The 17,912-nt window shown below is 63.8% G+C and carries 16 protein-coding genes; 10 read left to right on the top strand and 6 right to left on the bottom strand.

Annotated features, from left to right (window positions below; translation table 11 throughout):
* Window positions 1-2: 2 nt before the first annotated feature.
* Together ACVW1B_RS17410 and ACVW1B_RS17405 are read right to left on the bottom strand one after the other, a co-directional pair.
* The gene (locus ACVW1B_RS17410) at window positions 3-983 is read right to left on the bottom strand and encodes a DUF4424 domain-containing protein (RefSeq protein ID WP_456821814.1); all 981 of its coding nucleotides are present in this window, start codon (window positions 981-983) and stop codon (window positions 3-5) included.
* A gap of 88 nt (window positions 984-1,071) precedes the next feature.
* Window positions 1,072-1,368 carry a hypothetical protein gene (locus tag ACVW1B_RS17405; protein ID WP_253608182.1) on the bottom strand — a complete coding sequence of 99 codons (297 nt, stop codon included), beginning with the start codon at window positions 1,366-1,368 and terminating at the stop codon, window positions 1,072-1,074.
* 156 nt (window positions 1,369-1,524) lie between these two features.
* On the opposite strand from ACVW1B_RS17405, the gene ACVW1B_RS17400 reads away from it, so the two are divergent.
* The 3 genes from ACVW1B_RS17400 (at window position 1,525) to ACVW1B_RS17390 (ending at window position 6,042) form a co-directional block, all read left to right on the top strand.
* On the top strand, window positions 1,525-3,249 hold the full coding sequence (locus tag ACVW1B_RS17400) for an NHL repeat-containing protein (protein ID WP_253608183.1): 1,725 nt from the start codon (window positions 1,525-1,527) through the stop codon (window positions 3,247-3,249).
* Between the two features lie 139 nt (window positions 3,250-3,388).
* Window positions 3,389-5,167, top strand: a complete 1,779-nt coding sequence (locus ACVW1B_RS17395) for a caspase family protein (protein ID WP_253609989.1) — start codon at window positions 3,389-3,391, stop codon at window positions 5,165-5,167.
* A 20-nt stretch (window positions 5,168-5,187) separates the two neighbouring features.
* A complete protein-coding gene (locus ACVW1B_RS17390; protein ID WP_456821813.1) occupies window positions 5,188-6,042 on the top strand; it encodes a DUF4384 domain-containing protein in 855 nt (284 codons plus the stop codon).
* On the opposite strand, the gene ACVW1B_RS17385 is transcribed toward ACVW1B_RS17390, so the two are convergent.
* On the bottom strand, window positions 6,039-7,877 hold the full coding sequence (locus tag ACVW1B_RS17385) for a caspase family protein (RefSeq protein WP_253608185.1): 1,839 nt from the start codon (window positions 7,875-7,877) through the stop codon (window positions 6,039-6,041). The two genes, ACVW1B_RS17390 and ACVW1B_RS17385, sit on opposite strands and share 4 nt — an antisense overlap.
* A 621-nt stretch (window positions 7,878-8,498) precedes the next feature.
* Here ACVW1B_RS17385 and ACVW1B_RS17380 point away from each other — a divergent pair.
* From ACVW1B_RS17380 to ACVW1B_RS17370, 3 genes are all read left to right on the top strand, one after another.
* The gene (locus ACVW1B_RS17380) at window positions 8,499-9,056 is read left to right on the top strand and encodes a zinc-dependent metalloprotease (RefSeq protein WP_253608186.1); all 558 of its coding nucleotides are present in this window, start codon (window positions 8,499-8,501) and stop codon (window positions 9,054-9,056) included.
* Window positions 9,057-9,144: 88 nt separating this feature from the next.
* Complete coding sequence (locus tag ACVW1B_RS17375) at window positions 9,145-9,600, top strand: cupin domain-containing protein (RefSeq protein ID WP_253608187.1); 456 nt, start codon at window positions 9,145-9,147, stop codon at window positions 9,598-9,600.
* A gap of 87 nt (window positions 9,601-9,687) precedes the next feature.
* Window positions 9,688-9,870 (top strand): hypothetical protein, encoded by a 183-nt coding sequence (locus ACVW1B_RS17370; RefSeq protein WP_229158945.1) that lies wholly within the window; start codon window positions 9,688-9,690, stop codon window positions 9,868-9,870.
* Window positions 9,871-9,918: 48 nt separating this feature from the next.
* Here the strand turns inward: ACVW1B_RS17370 and ACVW1B_RS17365 are convergent, their stop codons facing one another.
* Entirely contained in the window at window positions 9,919-10,914 is a 996-nt protein-coding gene (locus ACVW1B_RS17365; protein ID WP_253608188.1) for a phosphotransferase, read from the bottom strand.
* Between the two features lie 128 nt (window positions 10,915-11,042).
* Here ACVW1B_RS17365 and ACVW1B_RS17360 point away from each other — a divergent pair, with 128 nt between their 5' ends.
* The 4 genes from ACVW1B_RS17360 (at window position 11,043) to ACVW1B_RS17345 (ending at window position 14,673) form a co-directional block, all read left to right on the top strand.
* Window positions 11,043-11,513 carry a copper chaperone PCu(A)C gene (locus ACVW1B_RS17360; protein WP_307720401.1) on the top strand — a complete coding sequence of 157 codons (471 nt, stop codon included), beginning with the start codon at window positions 11,043-11,045 and terminating at the stop codon, window positions 11,511-11,513.
* A gap of 135 nt (window positions 11,514-11,648) precedes the next feature.
* A complete protein-coding gene (locus tag ACVW1B_RS17355; RefSeq protein WP_129965109.1) occupies window positions 11,649-13,421 on the top strand; it encodes a PQQ-dependent dehydrogenase, methanol/ethanol family in 1,773 nt (590 codons plus the stop codon).
* A 134-nt stretch (window positions 13,422-13,555) separates the two neighbouring features.
* Complete coding sequence (locus ACVW1B_RS17350) at window positions 13,556-14,050, top strand: c-type cytochrome (RefSeq protein ID WP_035631104.1); 495 nt, start codon at window positions 13,556-13,558, stop codon at window positions 14,048-14,050.
* Window positions 14,047-14,673 carry a hypothetical protein gene (locus ACVW1B_RS17345; RefSeq protein ID WP_253608189.1) on the top strand — a complete coding sequence of 209 codons (627 nt, stop codon included), beginning with the start codon at window positions 14,047-14,049 and terminating at the stop codon, window positions 14,671-14,673. The genes ACVW1B_RS17350 and ACVW1B_RS17345 overlap by 4 nt, the downstream gene beginning before the upstream one ends.
* Before the next feature lie 162 nt (window positions 14,674-14,835).
* Here the strand turns inward: ACVW1B_RS17345 and ACVW1B_RS17340 are convergent, their stop codons facing one another.
* Together ACVW1B_RS17340 and ACVW1B_RS17335 are read right to left on the bottom strand one after the other, a co-directional pair.
* The gene (locus ACVW1B_RS17340) at window positions 14,836-16,509 is read right to left on the bottom strand and encodes a protein kinase domain-containing protein (RefSeq protein ID WP_253608190.1); all 1,674 of its coding nucleotides are present in this window, start codon (window positions 16,507-16,509) and stop codon (window positions 14,836-14,838) included.
* Between the two features lie 63 nt (window positions 16,510-16,572).
* The gene (locus ACVW1B_RS17335; protein WP_076831717.1) at window positions 16,573-17,832 is read right to left on the bottom strand and encodes an MFS transporter; all 1,260 of its coding nucleotides are present in this window, start codon (window positions 17,830-17,832) and stop codon (window positions 16,573-16,575) included.
* Window positions 17,833-17,912 lie beyond the last annotated feature (80 nt).

Here is a 17,912-nt window from a genome sequence, read left to right as displayed (position 1 = left end):
GTTCAGAACTTGCCGATCATCAGGATCTTCAGGTCGGCATCCGGCTTGAAGTCGCTCGCCGTGAACTGCCGCGCGTTGTCGGCAGATGACGGCTTGAGCCGCCCTGGACAAAAACTGACCAGACGGTCGTCGCCGCCCGGATCGATCGTCAACGTGAAGGACCGGATTGGACCCGCCCAGTTCGCACCCGTCTTGAGCACGTAGGAAATACGCCGCTCCTGCAGCTTTGCGGTGTTAGCCTGGCTGTCACCTGTGCGCTTGTCCAATTCGGCAAGGAAGGCATCCGTAACGCAATAATCTCTCCGGTATCGCTCGACTTCCGGGCCTAGCGCCGCGCTGTGACGCAGACCGGAGCGCAGGACCGTGTCGGGGCTGGAGCCGACGCTCGGGCGATATTGATGTTCGACCGTGACGGTACGCCCCGCTGGGAACACTTGCTCGCGAACAGCCGACGTCCTGGTTATCCAGCCGGGCGTGTATTGCTGGCGACCGTTGTCGCTCATGCCGGCAGGCATCAGAAGGCCATCATCGATCAGCTTCGTGCGGGTTGTCGCCGGCAGGTCGGCCACCCGTATCTCCCGATCACCGAGCGGCAGCAAAGGCAGCTTGAACTGACGGAGGAGGGCGGTGACATCCTTGTTGCCGACCATGGCGCGCTGGTCGATGGCCAGCGGCACCGGGTTGCCGTCGATCCTCGTCTCGAACGCGACGAAGTTGACTGGATCGCTCGATGGAAGCGCAATGCTCTCGGCTTCGGACAGGTCGATGTCGGGCAGCGGAAAGGCGACCGTGAGTGCAACCGGCTTGCTCGTCTGGTTGACGAATTGGTAGCGAACGCTGACCCGGTCCAGCCCGATACGAAGCTCCTCGCTCGCCATGGCCACGTCCTTGGTGCGGACGAATTGCAGCCCGCCGATGGACAATTCGGCCGCCGAATCGTTCGCCCGCGCAGGCCAGCCGGTTGCGGCCAACAGGGCGATCATCAAGGCTCGCGACCTCAACGACTGCCCGCTTAACGCTCCATTTGCCATGCCGGCCTCCATGCGGCGCCCCAGCGTCTGCCCGTGTGGGTCAATCGATCGCCTGGTAAAGGTCGCCCCATTCCGGTTTCCAGACGCCATCGGGGTCGCAAACCACGATCGCGAGCTTCATGTCATTGGCGAGACGGATTGCGCCGCGAAAGGCATCCTGGGCCGGCATATGGGCGCTGACCTGGTCGCTGCTCAGGCGTCCCCCGCTTGCGGCGGCCGGCAACACGATTGACCCGGAGGCGCCGGCATTGTCGCGTCTCAAAACCAGAGTAATCGCGTCGGGCTGGATTTCACTGACTTGCTCAAATCTGTTTCTGGCCATGATTTTGCACTGCAAGCTGAAGGAGTTCGGACTATCACCGTCCAGTGAAAGAGTTGAACGGGATCGGGGTTGCTCGCCACTAATTGACGCTGCACTCGCGCAGTCTTGGATTAGGCAGTCTTGGATTAGTCGGACTGACGCCGCATTCGGTTCGGTTACATTGAGGCGGATATGCTTCGTCGATCTAGCTGGATCTGGCTCTCTATCGTCGGCGCGGCCATAGCTGCCACCGGGGCTAGGGCCGACGACGCGGTCGTGCGAAGCTTTGCCGGCGGTTCGGCTGCATCCATGGTGGGGATCGTCGCGGCCAGCCAGGACGTCGAACTCGCGGGCCCGCAAGCGCTCAGCGCTGACGGACAGGGAAACCTGTTTGTGCTCGATCAGATCAATGGCCGCATTCTGCAGTTCGACCCGAAACAACCGAACACGGCTCCCGATATCCTGAAGATGCCTGGCGATGTGCAGCCCACCGACCTCGTCGTCCATAACGACGACATCATGGTTTGGGACGGCGGCGTGCGGATGCTGAAGGCGGCAGCAGGACAGTCCACACGCGGGCTTGGCGGAGACGTGATCCAACTGGAGGAAGTCTCATCCCGCGGAACCGACGACCAGGTCGCCATTTCGGCCTTCGCACAGATGGGCTCGCAGGCGCTGAGCAGCCCGACCGACTTGCTGGATCAGAATACGCGCGCGGCCATCGTGAGGACGACGCGACAGCCCGACCGGCAATATATCGCCTCGCGCAGCAAGGGATCGGTGATCGCCGATATCATTCCCGACAAGGGCAATGCCGGCGTTCGGGTCGAAATCCAGACCATGGTCTCCAACGAGACCATCGGTCAGCTCGGCCTGCGCGTCCGCAACCAGCTCGGCACCGTGGAGTTTCTCGAGATCGACAACAGCGACCGCTTCTACGTGCTGGCCGAGGACATTCCTCCGTCGGGCAAGAATGCCTCCACCTTCGTCGCACGCTATGCCGCGAACGGACGCCTTGAGGGCATCTACGAGCTGCCGCTGGAGAATACGCCCGTGACCCGGCGGTTCGTCACCGTCTCGGGCGACGGCGACGTCTATTTTCTGCGCACCAAGCCGGATGGTGTCGAGGTGGTCGGTGTCGGCTTCCGCCCCCTGGGGAAGGTATCCGTCATTGACGTCAGGCCGTCGCGCACGGCTGCCGCGCCGGCGGCGGCGCAGCCGGATATCAAGTTCAATGCGACCGCCGCTGTGCGGCCGTCCAATCGCCAGCAGGCGATCGAGACGGCCTTCGCCTTTGAGGGCATTCAATGGAAGCTGACACCGGCGAACTACGGTAGCGATCCCGACAGCCAATGCTCCGGTTTCAGTCGTATTCGCCGGCCGTGGTATCTGCAGGGCAAGGTAAACCAGGAAGTGCGCGGCGTGCCCTATTGCTGGGGCTGCCACGGTTCGCTTGCGAATTTCCGGCAGCGGATCGACAGCGGGACCCTGGCGGGCAATGTCTGCACCCGTAACGAGCCACGGCCGGATGTGGCCGGTGTCGACTGTTCGGCGTTCGTCAGTGCCACGTGGGGACTTTCCGTCCACTACACGACCGCCGCCATCCCCGCGATCGCCGCGCCCGTGACCAATCCCTGGGACCTCAAGCCTGGTGACGCCCTGAACAAACCGGGTTCCCACGTGATGTTGTTCCTGCGGTTCACCCCGGATCGCAAGGCCGAGGTCATGGAATCCTCGACGGGTGGCTGCAACGGTCGGGTCTGCCGCAACGTCTACCCGCTCGCGAGCCTGCTTGCGCGCGGTTACGTTCCGGTCCGCTTTCGGGCGTTCGCAGACGATCAGACGACCGTTTCCGCGAACGCCTATCAGGAGACCGAGGCGCCGACAGGCCGCAAGACGGCGAACAAACGGCGCTGAACCTGAAGTCTTGCCAAGGCTACAGATGAACATGGATCACCGCCTGCGCGCTGGTTTCCGGAGGTCCGGACGGCATTTGCCTTTCTGTCTTACCGGTGCGGTTCCAGGGCGGACCTGCTTGATATCGAGGTGGATCGCGATGCGAACGCTCAGGGGCTTTGATCGAAGGACCGGTTGGCTGTGTGCCGCCATCCTGCTCGCCGCGTTGATCGGCCTGCCACTCCAGCGCGCGCATGCGGCGGGTGAACTGTCGATAAGCAATCCCGACGGTGCGGCGCTCCGGGCCCTCGTCATCGGCATCGACGACTACCAGCATGTACGCAAGTTGAAGGGCGCGGTCGCCGACGCCAATGACATCGTGTCCAGCTTGAGAACCATGGGTGTCAGCGATGTGGTCGAGCTGACCAATGCACAGGCGGACAGGGCGAGCGTGCTGCGCGAAATCAGCTCACTGGTGGAGCGGACCAAGAGCAACGATCTCGTCTTCCTGTCGATCGCAGGTCACGGCACGCAGGAGCCGGAGCGGATCAAGGGCTCGGAACCGGACGGAATGGAGAACGTGTTCCTGCTGCCTGAATTCGCGACCACGCCGGCAGGATCTGTCGAGCGCATTCTGGGAAGCGAATTCAACCATTTCATCCGGCAGTTCGAATTGCGCGGCGCAAGGGTGATTTTCGTCGCGGATACCTGCCATGGCGGCGGAATGGTGCGCGATATCGATCCGCGGGCGGCTGAGATGAGTTTTCGGCAGGTGCCCCGCTACACGCTGCTGGTCGATGAATTGAAGCCGGTGTCGAGCAGCGACGACCCGAAGTCCGAACTCGATCTCGACCACACCGCGTTCATCGCCGCGGTCGATCGGCACACCAAGGCGCCGGAAGTGCGGATTCCCGGGATCGACGGCCTGCGCGGCGCCCTGAGTTATGCCGTTGCGCGCGCCGTGGAGGGCAACGCGGACATCAATCATGATGGCAAGGTGACCCTGAAAGAGCTTTTCAGCAATGTTCGGCAGGTGGTCTATCAACTGTCCGACCAGCGCCAGAATATCGTGACGGTATCGTCGCCGGCACAGATGCCGGAAACCGAGGTCGCGTTCGAACTGACCCGCGGCGTGGTGCTGATCCAGGGGACGGCGGCGAGAGCTGCCTCCGGCCAGGTCGCTACCGTCGCGTCCGCCGAGAAGCAGACCCCTGCGCCGCCGGCCGTTACGGCCAAGTCGCAAACCGCTCCAACCAGTGCCGCTGCGACCGCCCCAGCCGCGCCCAGTGCCGCACTGCCGCCCTTCCGCCTCACCACGCCGATCCGCTTGGCAGCGCTTGACGGCAAGATGAGCTATTTCACCAGCGTCAAGCCGCAGGACGCCAGCGTGCAGGCCGTTCAACCGACTGATAATCCCGACCTGATCTGGGACCCCGTGTCCCATGACGTGATCGCCTGGGGCGACGTGGTCGCCTATGGCGTCGACGTTGGCGGCTTGACGACGGTGGTCAACCGAACCGCGGCAATTCGCGAGCTGAAGCGCATGGCGACGCAATCGCCGCAGCTGATGCGTATTTGGCCGGATGATCGACAGCAGCGCAGCGGACAGACCGTCGAGGTCGAATTGTCCGACGTCGGTTCGCGGGCGGTGCTGCTATTCAACGTGTCCGGTGATGGAACCATCCAAATGCTGTATCCGGTGGGTTCCGATGCCGCGATGGCTCGGTCAGCAAATCTGCGGCTGCCGCTTCGGGTAGGCGAGCCGTTCGGCGCCGAGCAGATCGTCGCGGTAACCTCGCAGCAGCGGATGGTGGATCTGGAGACGGTCCTGATGCAGCTCAACCGGCGCCGTGCCTCGGGGCAGGTGATCAAGAGTCTGGAGCGCTACCTGCCGGCGGACGCGCGGATCGCGTCAATCGGCTTTTTCAGCGTTCCCTGACGAAGCTGTGACAGCCGGTCATGTCGCCAGCGAAACTGGTTTCCCGCAAGCAATCCTGGTTCGCGATCGCGCTGCTGCTGGCAGGAAGCGGGGCCGCGTGGGCGACGCCGCCGCCATCGGCCGCTCCATCGGCAGGAGCGACGAACGCTCCGTTGCTCTGGCGCGTACAGACCCCGCGCGGCCCGGCAAATGCCGCCGGCGTGGCGCTTGAAATCCTGCCGGGTCCAACCGTCAACATTGGCGGCAAGGTGTCATTCGGCGTAACCGCCAGGAAGCCCGGCTATCTGATGCTGGTGGATGTTGATGCGGAAGGGCGGATGAGCCAGATCTTCCCGACTGCCGAGCTATTGGCGCAGTCGGTCGGACCCGACATGAATCTTGTCAAGCCTGGCGTCCAATTCATCGTTCCGACCCCGGCGGCACAGCAACGTGGATTTGAATATGTCGTCGCGCCGCCGGCCGGGTCCGCCGTGATCGTTGCGATCCTGAGCGAGCGACGTGTGCAATTGCTCGATTTGCCGGACATTCAGCGCAAGCTTCAGGGGCCGGCCGACACGTTGAGCTATCTGTCGGATTGGACCAGTCAGCTGCGGATACCGGACAGCTGGCGGCGGAAGACTGTTGCCGAACAATTGGTCGTTCGACATCAAATCATACTCCATCAAGTAGGTCAGCGATCGCATTGCTCAGGCTGCCCGGGCGGTCGAGGAGACCGTCCCGCGCGATCATGTGGTGAATATTCTTGTGGCCGAAGCTGCTGTCCGGCGTCTTGCGTGCAGGGCCCCGCGGTTTGGCTCCCTTGCCCCCGGCATTGCCGATTGCGGGGAGGAGACGGCGGCCCGATCTCGAGCGTGCCGCCTTGCATGCCGTCCTAGTTGCAGACCTCAACATTGCCGGTACCGCCGCCGGGACCTCCGCCGCCACGGTAATCGAGATGACACCCGCGACGGACCGGGCGGCATAGATAAGCATCACACACGATCTGGCCGCTGCCACCAGAGGGTCTGGCCGTCGCCTGTCGTCGGGGAACGTCGGCTTGCGGCTCGGGCCTCTCACGGACCGGACGATCGGCGCGCGACGGCCGCTCATCCGTGTTGCGCTTCGCCACCGGCTTTTTCCCGCGCCGCTTCTCGCATTCGTTATCCTCGTTCAGGAACGAGCCCTCGGCGCAGGTGATCTTGCGGCACTGGTCGCCGTCGGCCTTGTAGCCATGTTCGCAGATCAGCGGGCAAACCCGGGCCGGCTTCAGCTTGATCGCATCGAGCGCATCGAGGCTTGCAAGCTTGACGTCAAATTTGGTTCCGGCGTGCCGGTTGAACAAGGTCAGGGAGCGACGCGAGGCCGCGTTCCACTCACCGTCGATGGAGCCTGTGAAACAACCAACCCGGCTCAATTCGCTCTGCACCGATTTGGCAAGATCTTCCTGCGGCGGCGCCGTGTTCAGGGCGGCAACCTTCGCGCCCTCGCTATTCTGCGATGGGGTAGCGGTTGCAATATTATCCGGCTTGGCGCTGTCGGGCGCGGGTCCGTTCGCGGAAAGCATGGCGACCGTTGAGGTTTGGGATGCGGTCCGCTTCCGTTCAGCCTCAGCAGCTTGGTCCTGCGCCGCCTGCTTTGTTCTTTCTGCCGCGATACGGGCATCCTCCGCGGCCTTGAATTCTGCGGCCGCCTTTTCCTGCTCCGCTCGCTGGGCACCTTCGGACGCAAGCCGCGCCTTCTGCTGCTCCGCTTCCTGCGCTTTCCTGGTGGCGGTAACGCGCGCGTCCTCCGCGTCGATCTGGTTGAGCTGAAGCTTGGCCAGATTTGCATAATAGCCGTCGGGATGCTGGGCGAGGAACGCGCTCATGGCGGCCTTATTGCCGACCTGCAGGGCCAATTCGTAGTCGCGACGGATCTCCGACGAGGCGTTAACCGCCGGCGGCGCCGGCCCTTCTGCCTTTGGCACGAGCGCAACGTCCTCACCGCCCAGTGAGCCGTAAACGTAAGGCTCCTGCCGGTTGCCGGTCGCTTGCAAGACATCATCGCGGACGAAGCCGAAAGCCCTGCGCAGGTCCAGTCCAGGCTTTGCGATATATTTCACCAGCGCCGTCGCGTAGGGACTGTTCGTGCTGTTGCCGTCGAGCGCGGTCAGTCCGGCCTTCGCCGCAAACGCGATCAGCGTATTGGATACGGCGGGTTCTACCCGGGCGAGCCCGCGGCTGATCGCGCGCGAAGCGACGGTTCGCTTCATGGTGTCGGCAAAAGGATTGTTGCGGCAGGCATCAACGATCACGACGCGGAGCTGCTTGGCGGGCTCGATGGCCAGCAGGACACGATCGAGCGAGAAGGCCTCGTCATAGATATCGGTGTCGCGTTCAAGTCTGGCATCCGTCGGGATCAGATAATTCGTCCCGTCGATCTCGATTCCGTGACCTGCATAGTAGACGATGGCGATGTCTGCATCGCGAGCTTGATCGGCGAAATCCCTCAGTGCCCGCCGCATGTCGCTCGAGGTCAGGTTCAGCCGAGACTCCACCAAATCGAACCCGGCGCCCTTCAAGGTCGCGGCGATAGCGGTGGCATCATTGGCAGGATTCGGAAGTAATGGCGCATTTTGATAGTTCGAATTGCCGACCACCAAAGCCACTCGCTTCGTTGCCCAGGCTGGCTGAGACGCCAGGAGAACCGAAGCAGCAAGAACAACAAGAACTCGGAGGAGCGTGTAGCGCATGGCGAACGTCCAAAAATCGGCTCGAAACAACGGCAGCTTTATCGAAGGTGGCCGCGCGCAAACTCCACTGCGTCAAGCGTTACGGGCGCCGGCATACCTCCGTAGAGAACAAACTTGAGTCCAATCCATTCCTGATGTTGTCGTCCGGGGCAGCGAGATTGTTCAAGGATACACCGAAGCGTGTAGGGCCGGTGGTGCACGGCCGAACAAATGTCAATTGACCTGTAAGATATTGAAATATCTGTCTTTTATCGTTAGCGCCGGAATGGCTGGCAGTGCCGGCATCCGCCTGGGCTTCGCCAAGCGAAGTTCCATCTCTCGATAGTGATCTCGGAATTGAACTCGCATGCTCAAGCGATGCTCGTGCCGGATCGTCAGCGTGTGACGGCCGCGTCGTTAGTCTCGGTGGCGTCGACAGGGTTCAGCCCGTTCGTCTCGGCCGTTTGTCGCAGCCTCGGGCCTCTTCCATAGGAGCGCGAACTGCGTCTATCTGGAAGCAACGCCGATCCGTTCGAGCTGAGACGTGCGAGTCCCGAAAGAATCGAAATCTGCGTCCTCGGGATCCGGACGTCGACGTGTGGACGCCCACCGCAGGTGTCGTCGAAATCTCTGGAGACGCACATGTCTATTCCACTGAAAATCTACATTACGCCATTTGCCGAGAAAGGTGTCGCCGAGCCGCAAAAATGGAGTGGCGAGGCCGCCAAGAAGGCACTGGATGTGGTCAATAAGATCTGGGCGAAGGCCAAGATCGGGTTCGTGATCAATGATTACGTGGAAGATAAACCGCTCGATATGGCGAAGAGCGCGCGCAACAATGACCAGCGCGTGCTGGATGTTCTCAGTTTCCGGCATGCTCCCGACAATGCGGTCCACATCTATCTCGTCAATCCGATAGTCAATCTCTCGGCCGGTGGCGGCTCGTATCTTCATAGCGATCCCGAGCCGGCAAGCTTTGTCCAATGGTATGGCAATGACTTTGCCAACGGACGCGCGTGGGCTCATGAACTTGGGCATTTGATGAGTCTCGACCACGTCGACGTAGATTACGCCGATGAGAAGCAGGCCGCCCTGCGCAGCAACTTGATGACGAAGGGATTGAGCGTGGGAAGCGATTTGACCGGTCAGCAGATCAGCACGGCCAAAGGTTCAAAACTGGTGAAGCGATTTGGCGGCTGACCGCGGAACCTCCTCGCTGCCGCCTTCCATGAAACCAATTGCAGTCGGCCCGATCGCTCGTTCGCCCGCCAACCGCCGGAGAGACGCCATGCCCAAGGTCGACCTTGCAAACGTGCCGGAGCGCAAGGGGACCGGCTATCCGGCGGAGTTCGCCGCGCCGTGCGCCGAGCGGGTGCGACAGCGTCTCGGTGATGCCGGCGGGCTCGCCGACTTCGGCGTCAACCTGATGCGGCTGCCGCCCGGCAACTGGTCGAGCCAGCGCCACTGGCATTCGGATGAGGACGAGTTCGTCTATGTGCTCGCGGGCGAGGTGGTTCTGGTGGAGGACGGCGGCGAGACGGTGCTGCGGGCCGGCGATTGCGCGGCGTTCCCGAAAAACTCCGGCAACGGGCATCATCTGATCAACAGGTCGCAGATGACGGCGACCTATCTCGAGGTCGGCTCGCGCTCGCGCGCCGACGTCATCACCTGCTCCGACATCGACATGATGAGCCCGAGCTCCGACGGCCGCTTCCTGCACAAGGACGGCACGCCGTACGAATAGCCCCACCTGTCGCGCCGCGCACGAAATCGGGCGTTGCGGATTGGCCGGCGAAGGACCAATGTTCCGGCGAGGAGCTTGGTCGCGTCCATGCCGGAATGGTATTTCATCTGGGTCGACGGTCCGCGCGGACCCGAGCCGCAGAAATGGTCGTCGGATGCGCTGTGGGGCCAGCTGGCGCGTCAGGACGTGATCGTGCGTTTTCCCCTGAGCGATCGCGAGGCCGAATTGTCGCTCGACCAGCTCGCAAGGCTGCACCCGGTGCCGCAGTGAGCTGCGCTGCAGTTCTTTCCGTCGACGTTCAATCCGCCGGGGTGAACGTCAGACCGAAAGATCGAAGCCGGGCGTCGCGATTTCGGTCAGGAACGCGGCGACGAACATCTTGCCCAGCACATGCTTGGCCGCCGGCGTGCCGGCCTTGAGCCGGCCGGCGCGTGTGGCCTCTGCGAGCTCGGCAAGCGTCGGTGCCGCAAGGCTCGTATCGGGTACGGTGCGCGGCGCCGTCGCGGATGCGCTGAGCAGCACGCCGGCATAGTAGAGCCGGGTGAGCGCGCGGACATGTGCGAGCCGTGCGCGCCGCGCCTCGTCGAGCCGGCGGCCGAGCCAGGCACGATGCAAAATGCTTTCCAGCTCCGGCGTCCGCGCCAGGCTGTCGCCGACAATCGCGAGGTCGACCAGCGGATCGGTGCGATAGGCGGATTCCCAGTCGATCATCCAGAGCCTGTTGCCGTCGAACAGGATGTTGGCGGGGAGCGAGTCGTTGTGGCTCGACACCGAGTTGGCCTCATCCCAGGCATAGGCCGCGCGGATGCGCGCGAGGTGCTCGTTGCAGCGCTCAAGCACGCCGGGCGCGAACAGGCCGGTGCGGCCGACATGGGCCCAGAGCCGGGCCACGATGTCGGGGTAGCGCACGAAAGCGGGAAAGGTCGGCGTCGCCTGCAGGCGCGCCAGCAATTCGCCGAGCGCCTTCGCCAGCGCCGGCAGGCCGCCGGGATAGCGGCCGAGCGGCTGCCGCTGCACAAAATCCATCACCGCGACGCGCGAGGCCTCGTCGACATAATGGAGTCGCGGCGCGATGCTGGCCTCGGCGGCGATCCTGAGCGACACATACTGAAACGGATTGCGCAGCGGGCTCGGCATTCCTTCGATTCGGAGCAAATAATTCTCGCCGCCTGCATCGATCCGGAACAATTGCGCCGACGTTGCGCCGCCCGAGACCGATGTGACCGCGTCGATCGCCGCGGTGCCGATCACCTGACGCAGTGCGGCATGTGCTGCGTCGCGCTGTGCCGGCGGAAGTTTATCGAGAGCACTCATGCGCAAGAAGCTAGCATGGCCGCTATGCGTGCCCAAAATCGCGTTAATGCAGCGTTCGCGATCTATTGCTGGCAGCGCACGACGAAGCATGAAACAATGCTGCAAAAATCATGTTGGGAGAGAACTTGATGTCGTTCGAGCGGGAGTTGCATTGCGCCGTTGCGTGCCGATCATGGATCGCGTTGCCATTATTCTGCCTGATCAGCACGTTCGGAGTGATGCATAACGCCGCCGCGAACGAGTCCTTGCAGATTGTGGACGCGCGCGTGCCGGCGGTCGACAAAGCGGGCGGGGACCTTCCCTTGACGATGACGATCAAGAACGAGGCCGACAGCGCCGATGCGCTGCTTCGTGTCCGCTGCCCGGTTGCGAATTTTTCCGAGCGTCATACTGTGGATCGCGGCGAGGGCGCACCGGCGATGCGCTCGATATCCAATATACCAGTACCGGCAAAGGCAATGCTCGAGCTGAAGCGTGACGGTTATCACGTCATGCTGCTGCAGATGCGTCAGGCGCTCACGCCGGGCGAGACGTTCAAATGCGCGATCGTTTTTCAGAAAGCAGGCACCATCGAGACGGAGGTACAGGTCCAGAAGTGACCTCACAGAAATGACTCAACAAGACGGCGGGTGGTGCACAGCCATGCGCCGGGACTCAAGGCTTCTCGCGTGATCGCCCGTGTGTGACGGGCGGTTCGATCAATGAAGAATGCTAGATCCGGAGGAAATGAACTCATGACAAGGTTGAATTGGGTAAAGTCGCATATGCTCGCCGCGGCAGTAGCATCCGCAGCGACGTTCGCGGGCTCTTTCGCGCTCGCCGACGATGTCGGCCAGGACCGTCTGCTCAATGCTGACAAGGAAGCAGGCAACTGGCTGCACCACCACAAGAACTATTCGGCGACGCGCTTCTCGTCGCTGGCCGATATCAACAAGGACAACGTCAAGAATCTCAAGGTCGCCTGGACCATGCATCTCGGCGGCGTCGAGGGCGGCGGAATCTGGTCGCATGGCGGCCTGGAGGGGACGCCGATCGTCGAGAACGGCTTCATGTATGTCACCGACGGCTGGGGTTCGGTCTACAAGATCGATGCGCATGGCGGCAAAGGCGTGCTGCTCTGGAAGATGGATCCGAAGACCGACCATGACTGGGCCGGTGCAGTCGCCTGCTGCGGCGTCGACAACCGCGGCGTCGCATTGTGGGGAAACCTCGTCGTCTCGCACACGCTCGACGGCCGCCTGATCGCGACCAACAAGGAGACCGGGCAGGTCGCCTGGCAGCGCCAGGTCGCCGATCCCGACAAGGGCGAGGTGATCACCGGCGCACCGCTGATCGTCAAGGACATGGCGATCACGGGCGTGGCCGGCGCCGAATACGGCATTCGCGGCTGGATCGCGGCGACCGACCTGAAGAGCCAGAAGGAAGTGTGGCGCACCCACACCATCCCGGGCAAGGACGAGGCGGGTCACGAGACCTGGAAGGACGACAAGGACGCCAAGGCGAGCGGCGGCGGATCGACCTGGGTCACCGGCAGCTTCGACCCCTCGACCAACACCATCGTCTGGGGCGTCGGCAATCCCGGACCGGACTGGGACAACGAGTACCGGCCCGGCGACAACCTCTACACCGACTCCTCGCTTGGTCTCGATGCCGACACCGGCAAGATCAAATGGCACTACCAGCACACGCCGAACGATCCCTACGACTATGATAGCGTGGCGGAGAACGTGCTGGTCGACGTCCCCGGTCCGAACAACACGACGCAGAAGCTCGCGCTCGAGGCCGACCGCAACGGCTTTGCCTATGCGATCGACCGCAACAGCGGCAAGTTCATCTGGGGTCTGCCGTTCGTCAAGAAGGTGACCTGGACCAAGGGTCTCGACCCCGAATCCGGCAAGCCGGTGGAGTATGATCCGAAGCAGGGCGTGCAGCGCTACAACGCGGCGGTGACGCCAAGCCGGACCAACAAGGTGACGGACATCTGCCCCGGCAACATGGGCGGCAAGAACTGGCCGCCGACCGCGTACAATCCGAACCTGAAGCTCTGGTACATCCCGGTGATCGAGAGCTGCAACCGGATCACGGTCGAGGAGACGACGCCGGACAAGTTGAAGAAGCGTGAGTTCTTCACGGGCGGCGGACCGAGCCAGCCGGTCAAGATCACCGGCAGCGTCACCGCGATCGACGTTACCACCGGCAAGGTGGCAGGGAAGGCGGAGACCGAATTCCCGAACCTCGGCGGCATCCTGGCGACGCCCGACCTCGTGTTCTCCGGACAGCCGTCCGGCGAGGTGATCGCCTACGACGCGAAATCGCTGCAGCAGCTCTGGCAGTTCAACACCGGCGGCGGCGTCAATGCGCCTCCGATGACGTTCTCGGTGGACGGCAAGCAGTATGTCGCGATCCTGGTCGGCCTCGGCGGTGCCTGGGACAAGTGGTTCATCGATGCCACGCCCGAGCTGAAGCGGATGCAGCCGGGCTCGATGCTCTACGTGTTCGCCCTTTGACGTCGCAAGCGCGGGAGGCCTCTCACCGAGGCCTCCCGCGTCGATTTGGCCGAGAAAGACAAGAAAAAAGACAAGAAACAAGACAAATGAAAAAAATATCGCTGGTTGGCGCGTGGCTCGGCTGCGCGCTGGTGATGGGATTTATCGGTACCGCGCAAGCGCAGTCGGCGAGCGATCCGACCGATGCGGGCAAGGCGGTGTTCAAGCGCGGCAATTGCGTCGGCTGCCACAAATGGCACGGCAATGGCGGCGGCGGCTATGGCGGCGACGCGCTGTCGCTGCGCAAGACCGAGCTGACCCGCGAGCAGATCATCGAGACCGTGACGTGCGGCCGGCCGGGCACCGGCATGCCGTTCTTCGTGCGCGGCTCCTACGACACCACGAAATGCTACGAGATGACCCGGCAGGACGTCGCGGACCGCATGCCGCCCGAAGCGAATGTGTTCCTGCGGCCGAACGAGATCGAGGCCGTCGCCGACTACGTGCTCGCCCGCGTCAAGGGCAAGGGCGAGCCGACCTACGATGAATGCATCGCGTTCTTCGGCGATGGCTCGCGGGTCTGCAACATCTACAAGGAGGCCGGCCACGCCGCCGCGCCGTCCGATCAGAGCGAGAAGGCAAAGCCATGAGCAAGCAAGGATCGGCAATCCGTGGCTTGGTCTTCGCTGTCACCGTCACGGCAGCGGTGCCGGCGATGGCGACCGCGGGAGACCTGCGCGACATCAGCGTCGGAATGGCGATCAGCAGCGTGCCGGACGCGGGCTACATCAACCTGACTTGCATCGGCGAGAAGACCCACAGATTGGCTGACTGGGCGCAATGGCAGGCTTGCCAGGCCGGACCGGACCAGCTGCGCGGCATCCGCTTCGAGTACGATCGCGAGAGTGGGCGGGAAGGCACCATGGTCGGCGGCCATCCCGCGATCCTCACCGTCATGATCGACAAGGACGCCAAGATCGCGGCGCTGATGATCGAGACCGATCCGAAGGCGCGGCTCTATCTGCGCAAGAAGGCCTTCCTGCTCGGCCTGCAGGCGAGGTCGCGCTATGGCGAGGACGGCTGGACCTGTTCCAAGGCACAGCCGGGCGCCGACAAGCAGGAGGTCGGCGGCGTATTTGTCGACGAGAAATGCACCAAGACGATCGACGGCCGCACGGTCGAGATCGAGCGCCATCTCTACCGCGAGCCGAACAAGGAGCTCAAGGACATGACCGACGAGACCCGCATCACGATCCGCCGCGCCGGGTCCTGAGCTGCAAACTGAAATAGCCAAATTTCAGCTGCCTAACTGATCTAAAATGACTCTCTTTCTTTTCGTCATGGCCGGGCTTGTCCCGGCCATCCACGTCTTTTCTTACGCGATTGCAGCGAAGACGTGGATGCCCGGCACAAGGCCGGGCATGACGGAGCTACTCTAATGCCGAGCCAGCAGCACCACGACGATCAGGGCCAGGATCGCGCACAGCACCTTCCAGAAGGTCACGGGATCGCGGTCGTGCAGCGATTTGCGGGTGGTGACGGCGGGGCCGGCCCAGGTCGCGCCGTTTTCCAGTTCGTGCGCGAATTCGATGGCATCGCCGAAGCGTTGTGCCGGGTCGACGCTGAGCGCCTTGCCGATCACCGCGTCGAGCCAGGCCGGCAGATCCGGCCGGTAGCGCGACAGCGGCGCGGGCTTGCCGAAGCGCGGCCGCGAGAACGGCTCGATCTCGCCGAACGGATAGTTCGCCGTGAACATGCGGTAGACCGTGACGCCGAGCGCGAACAGGTCGGAGGCCTCGTCGCCGGCCTTGCCGCCGAACAGTTCGGGCGCCATGTAGCTCGCGGTGCCCGGAATGTCCTCGGCGGGAAAATCCTCCAAGAGCGGCACCCGCGCGACGCCGAGATCGACAAGGCGCAACCCGCCGTCCTTCAGCAGGATCACGTTGTCCGGCTTGATGTCGCGATGGATGATGCCGGCGCGGTGCAGCGCGGTGACCGCACGCACCAGCTTGGTTGCGATCGCGATGCCGTCGGTGAGCGACAGCCGCGGCGCGCGACCAAGCCGTTGCTCCAGTGTTTCGCCCTCGTAGAGCGGCATCGCCGAATAGAGCCTGGTCTGCCGCTCCGCCGGCACCTCGATGATCTCGCCGATCCAGAGGCTGCGCACGCGCGCGGCGACCCAGGCCTCGCGCACGAAGGCGAGGCGGTAGGAGCCTTCGCTCGCGACCCGTGGATGGGGAAACTTCAGCACCACGTCGCGGCCGGCGCGCTTGTCGATCGCCTTGAACAGGCGGCTGTAGCGTCCGTCGGACAAGACGTCGCCGAGGCTGAAATCGTCGATCGTATCGCCGGTCACCGGCAAATCGAGGATCGGCAGCGTCGCGATCGCGTGGGTAAGGTCGTCGCGGTCCGCCGGCGGCAGGTCGACGACGTCGAGCACCAGCGCGGTCGTGTTGTCGCTGCTGCCGGCCGCGAGGGCGGCGTCGACGATGCTGCGCGCGGACTCGTCGGGCGGCGTGCGTTCCTCCAGCAATTGCTGGAGACGCAAATCGCCGAGCGCGCCGTGAACCCCGTCGCTGCAGATCAGCAGGCGATCATGTTGCCGGAGCCCGAGGGACGTGTAGTCGAAGCGGGCGAACTCCTCGAAACCGATGGCGCGGCTCAGCATGTGGGCGAGGTCGCCGCGGCCGGCGATATGGTCCTGCGTCAGGCGTTCCAGCCGGCCGTCGCTCAGGCGATAGGCACGGGTGTCGCCGATATGGATCACATGGCATTGCCGCCGTGACAGGATGATCGAGGAGAACGCGCAGGCCATGCCGCTGCGCGCGGCATCGACGCGGCCCTGGCCGTGGATCCAGCTGTTGGCGGCTTCCAGCGCCCGCGCGGCGCGGCGGCGGACACCGAGCGTCTCGGGCAACGAATAATAGGCGTCGATGAAGCTGCGGACCGCAACCTCCGCGGCCTCGCGCCCGCCCTTGTGGCCGCCGACGCCGTCGGCGACCGCGGCGACCACATCGCGATGCAGCGTGCCCGGCTGGCCCAAGCAGGCCGCGACATAGTCCTCATTGGCGGCGCGCTTGCCGGTCTCGCTGGCAAAGCCGACGCGCACCCCCAAGTCCCGTTGCGAACCGTTCGCCACGTCCGGGCCCCGTCATGTTGCGGAGCGGAGTCCTCAGACGCGCGCTCCCGATACCGCGCCCCAGGTGGTGCGCCAGCGAACCTTGACCATGGCAAGTCCGATGAAGCCAAGCAACGCCAGCCCGCCGAAGAACAGGAAGCCGGCGCCGAAGCCGCCGGTCATGCCCTTGGCGGCGCCGAGCGTCTGGGCGAGGAAGAAGCCGCCGACGCCGCCGGCGCAACCGACCAGCCCGGTCATCAGGCCGATCTCGTGACGGAAGCGCAGCGGGATTAGCTGGAACACCGCGCCGTTGCCCATGCCGAGCGCCAGCACGCCGATCGAGAACAGCAGCACCGAGATCCAGGCGATGCGCGGCAGTTCCGTCAACGCCCAGCCGGCCTGCGTCGGCGCCGTCGGGCCCTCCGGCATGAAGGCAATGACGAGATAGGCCGCGACCACGACACCGAACAGGATCGACAGCGAACGGATGCCGCCGATCCGGTCGGCGATCATGCCGCCGACGGGACGGAATCCCGAGCCGAACGCGACGATCAGCGCGACCAGCATGCCGGCCGCGACGCCGGAGACATGATACTGCACGGTGAAATAGAGCGGCAGCGCGTTGGCGAGGCCGACGAAGCCGCCGAAGGTGATGAAGTAGAAGAACATGAACCAGCGGCTGTCGGAATCCTTCAGCAGTGCGCCGTAGGCCTGCAGCGAGACCTTCTTGCGCTCGCCCGGCGCGTCCTTGGCTGCGACCGCGTAATAGGCGAGCACCATCAGCATCGGAATAAGCAGGCAGCCGAACACGGCCTGCCAGCCCCAATGCTCGGCAATGGTCGGCGCGAGCAGCGTGTCGAGCACGACGCCCATATTGCCGGCACCGGCAATCCCCATCACCACGCCCTGATATTGCGGCGGATACCAGCGGCTCGCCTGGGGCAGGGCGACGGCGAACGAGGCGCCGCCGACGCCGAGCGCAAGCCCGAACAGCTCGATCGCGAGCTTGCTGGTCAGCCCGAAGTGCCACACCGCAGCAGTCGCGGCGATCACGACGAGCTGGGCGATGATGCCGGTGCGCTTGGCGCCGATGATGTCGGCGAGAATGCCCATCGGCACGCGCAGCAGCGCGCCGGCCAGCACGGGAATGGCGACCAGGGTGAACTTCTCGTTCACGGCCAGATTCATGTCTCGCGCGATGTAGACGATCAGCGGTCCGAGCGCGACCCACGCCATGAAACTGATGTCGAAGTACAGGAACGCGGCAAGCAGTGTCGGCCAGTGACCTGCCTTCTTGAACTCGGCTAGCTTCATCGCAAGCATCTCGCGTTGATGCGGCGGAGGCAGCCGCGAAAGCGCGGCCATCTCAGGCGCAGACAAATGGAATGTTGGTG

The sequence above is a fragment of the Bradyrhizobium sp. USDA 4502 genome, assembly GCF_054063355.1.
Note: the sequence above shows the minus strand (reverse complement) of the source record. Positions and strands in the feature narration are given on the sequence as shown.

Excerpts from the sequence above, each read along its gene's own strand:
- ACVW1B_RS17410 (WP_456821814.1), bottom strand. The coding sequence starts at position 983 with ATGATCGCCCTGTTGGCCGCAACCGGCTGGCCTGCGCGGGCGAACGAT.
- ACVW1B_RS17400 (WP_253608183.1), top strand. The coding sequence starts at position 1,525 with ATGCTTCGTCGATCTAGCTGGATCTGGCTCTCTATCGTCGGCGCGGCC.
- ACVW1B_RS17395 (WP_253609989.1), top strand. The coding sequence starts at position 3,389 with ATGCGAACGCTCAGGGGCTTTGATCGAAGGACCGGTTGGCTGTGTGCC.
- ACVW1B_RS17390 (WP_456821813.1), top strand. The coding sequence starts at position 5,188 with ATGTCGCCAGCGAAACTGGTTTCCCGCAAGCAATCCTGGTTCGCGATC.
- ACVW1B_RS17385 (WP_253608185.1), bottom strand. The coding sequence starts at position 7,877 with ATGCGCTACACGCTCCTCCGAGTTCTTGTTGTTCTTGCTGCTTCGGTT.
- ACVW1B_RS17380 (WP_253608186.1), top strand. The coding sequence starts at position 8,499 with ATGTCTATTCCACTGAAAATCTACATTACGCCATTTGCCGAGAAAGGT.
- ACVW1B_RS17375 (WP_253608187.1), top strand. The coding sequence starts at position 9,145 with ATGCCCAAGGTCGACCTTGCAAACGTGCCGGAGCGCAAGGGGACCGGC.
- ACVW1B_RS17370 (WP_229158945.1), top strand. The coding sequence starts at position 9,688 with ATGCCGGAATGGTATTTCATCTGGGTCGACGGTCCGCGCGGACCCGAG.
- ACVW1B_RS17365 (WP_253608188.1), bottom strand. The coding sequence starts at position 10,914 with ATGAGTGCTCTCGATAAACTTCCGCCGGCACAGCGCGACGCAGCACAT.
- ACVW1B_RS17360 (WP_307720401.1), top strand. The coding sequence starts at position 11,043 with ATGTCGTTCGAGCGGGAGTTGCATTGCGCCGTTGCGTGCCGATCATGG.
- ACVW1B_RS17355 (WP_129965109.1), top strand. The coding sequence starts at position 11,649 with ATGACAAGGTTGAATTGGGTAAAGTCGCATATGCTCGCCGCGGCAGTA.
- ACVW1B_RS17350 (WP_035631104.1), top strand. The coding sequence starts at position 13,556 with ATGGGATTTATCGGTACCGCGCAAGCGCAGTCGGCGAGCGATCCGACC.
- ACVW1B_RS17345 (WP_253608189.1), top strand. The coding sequence starts at position 14,047 with ATGAGCAAGCAAGGATCGGCAATCCGTGGCTTGGTCTTCGCTGTCACC.
- ACVW1B_RS17335 (WP_076831717.1), bottom strand. The coding sequence starts at position 17,832 with ATGAAGCTAGCCGAGTTCAAGAAGGCAGGTCACTGGCCGACACTGCTT.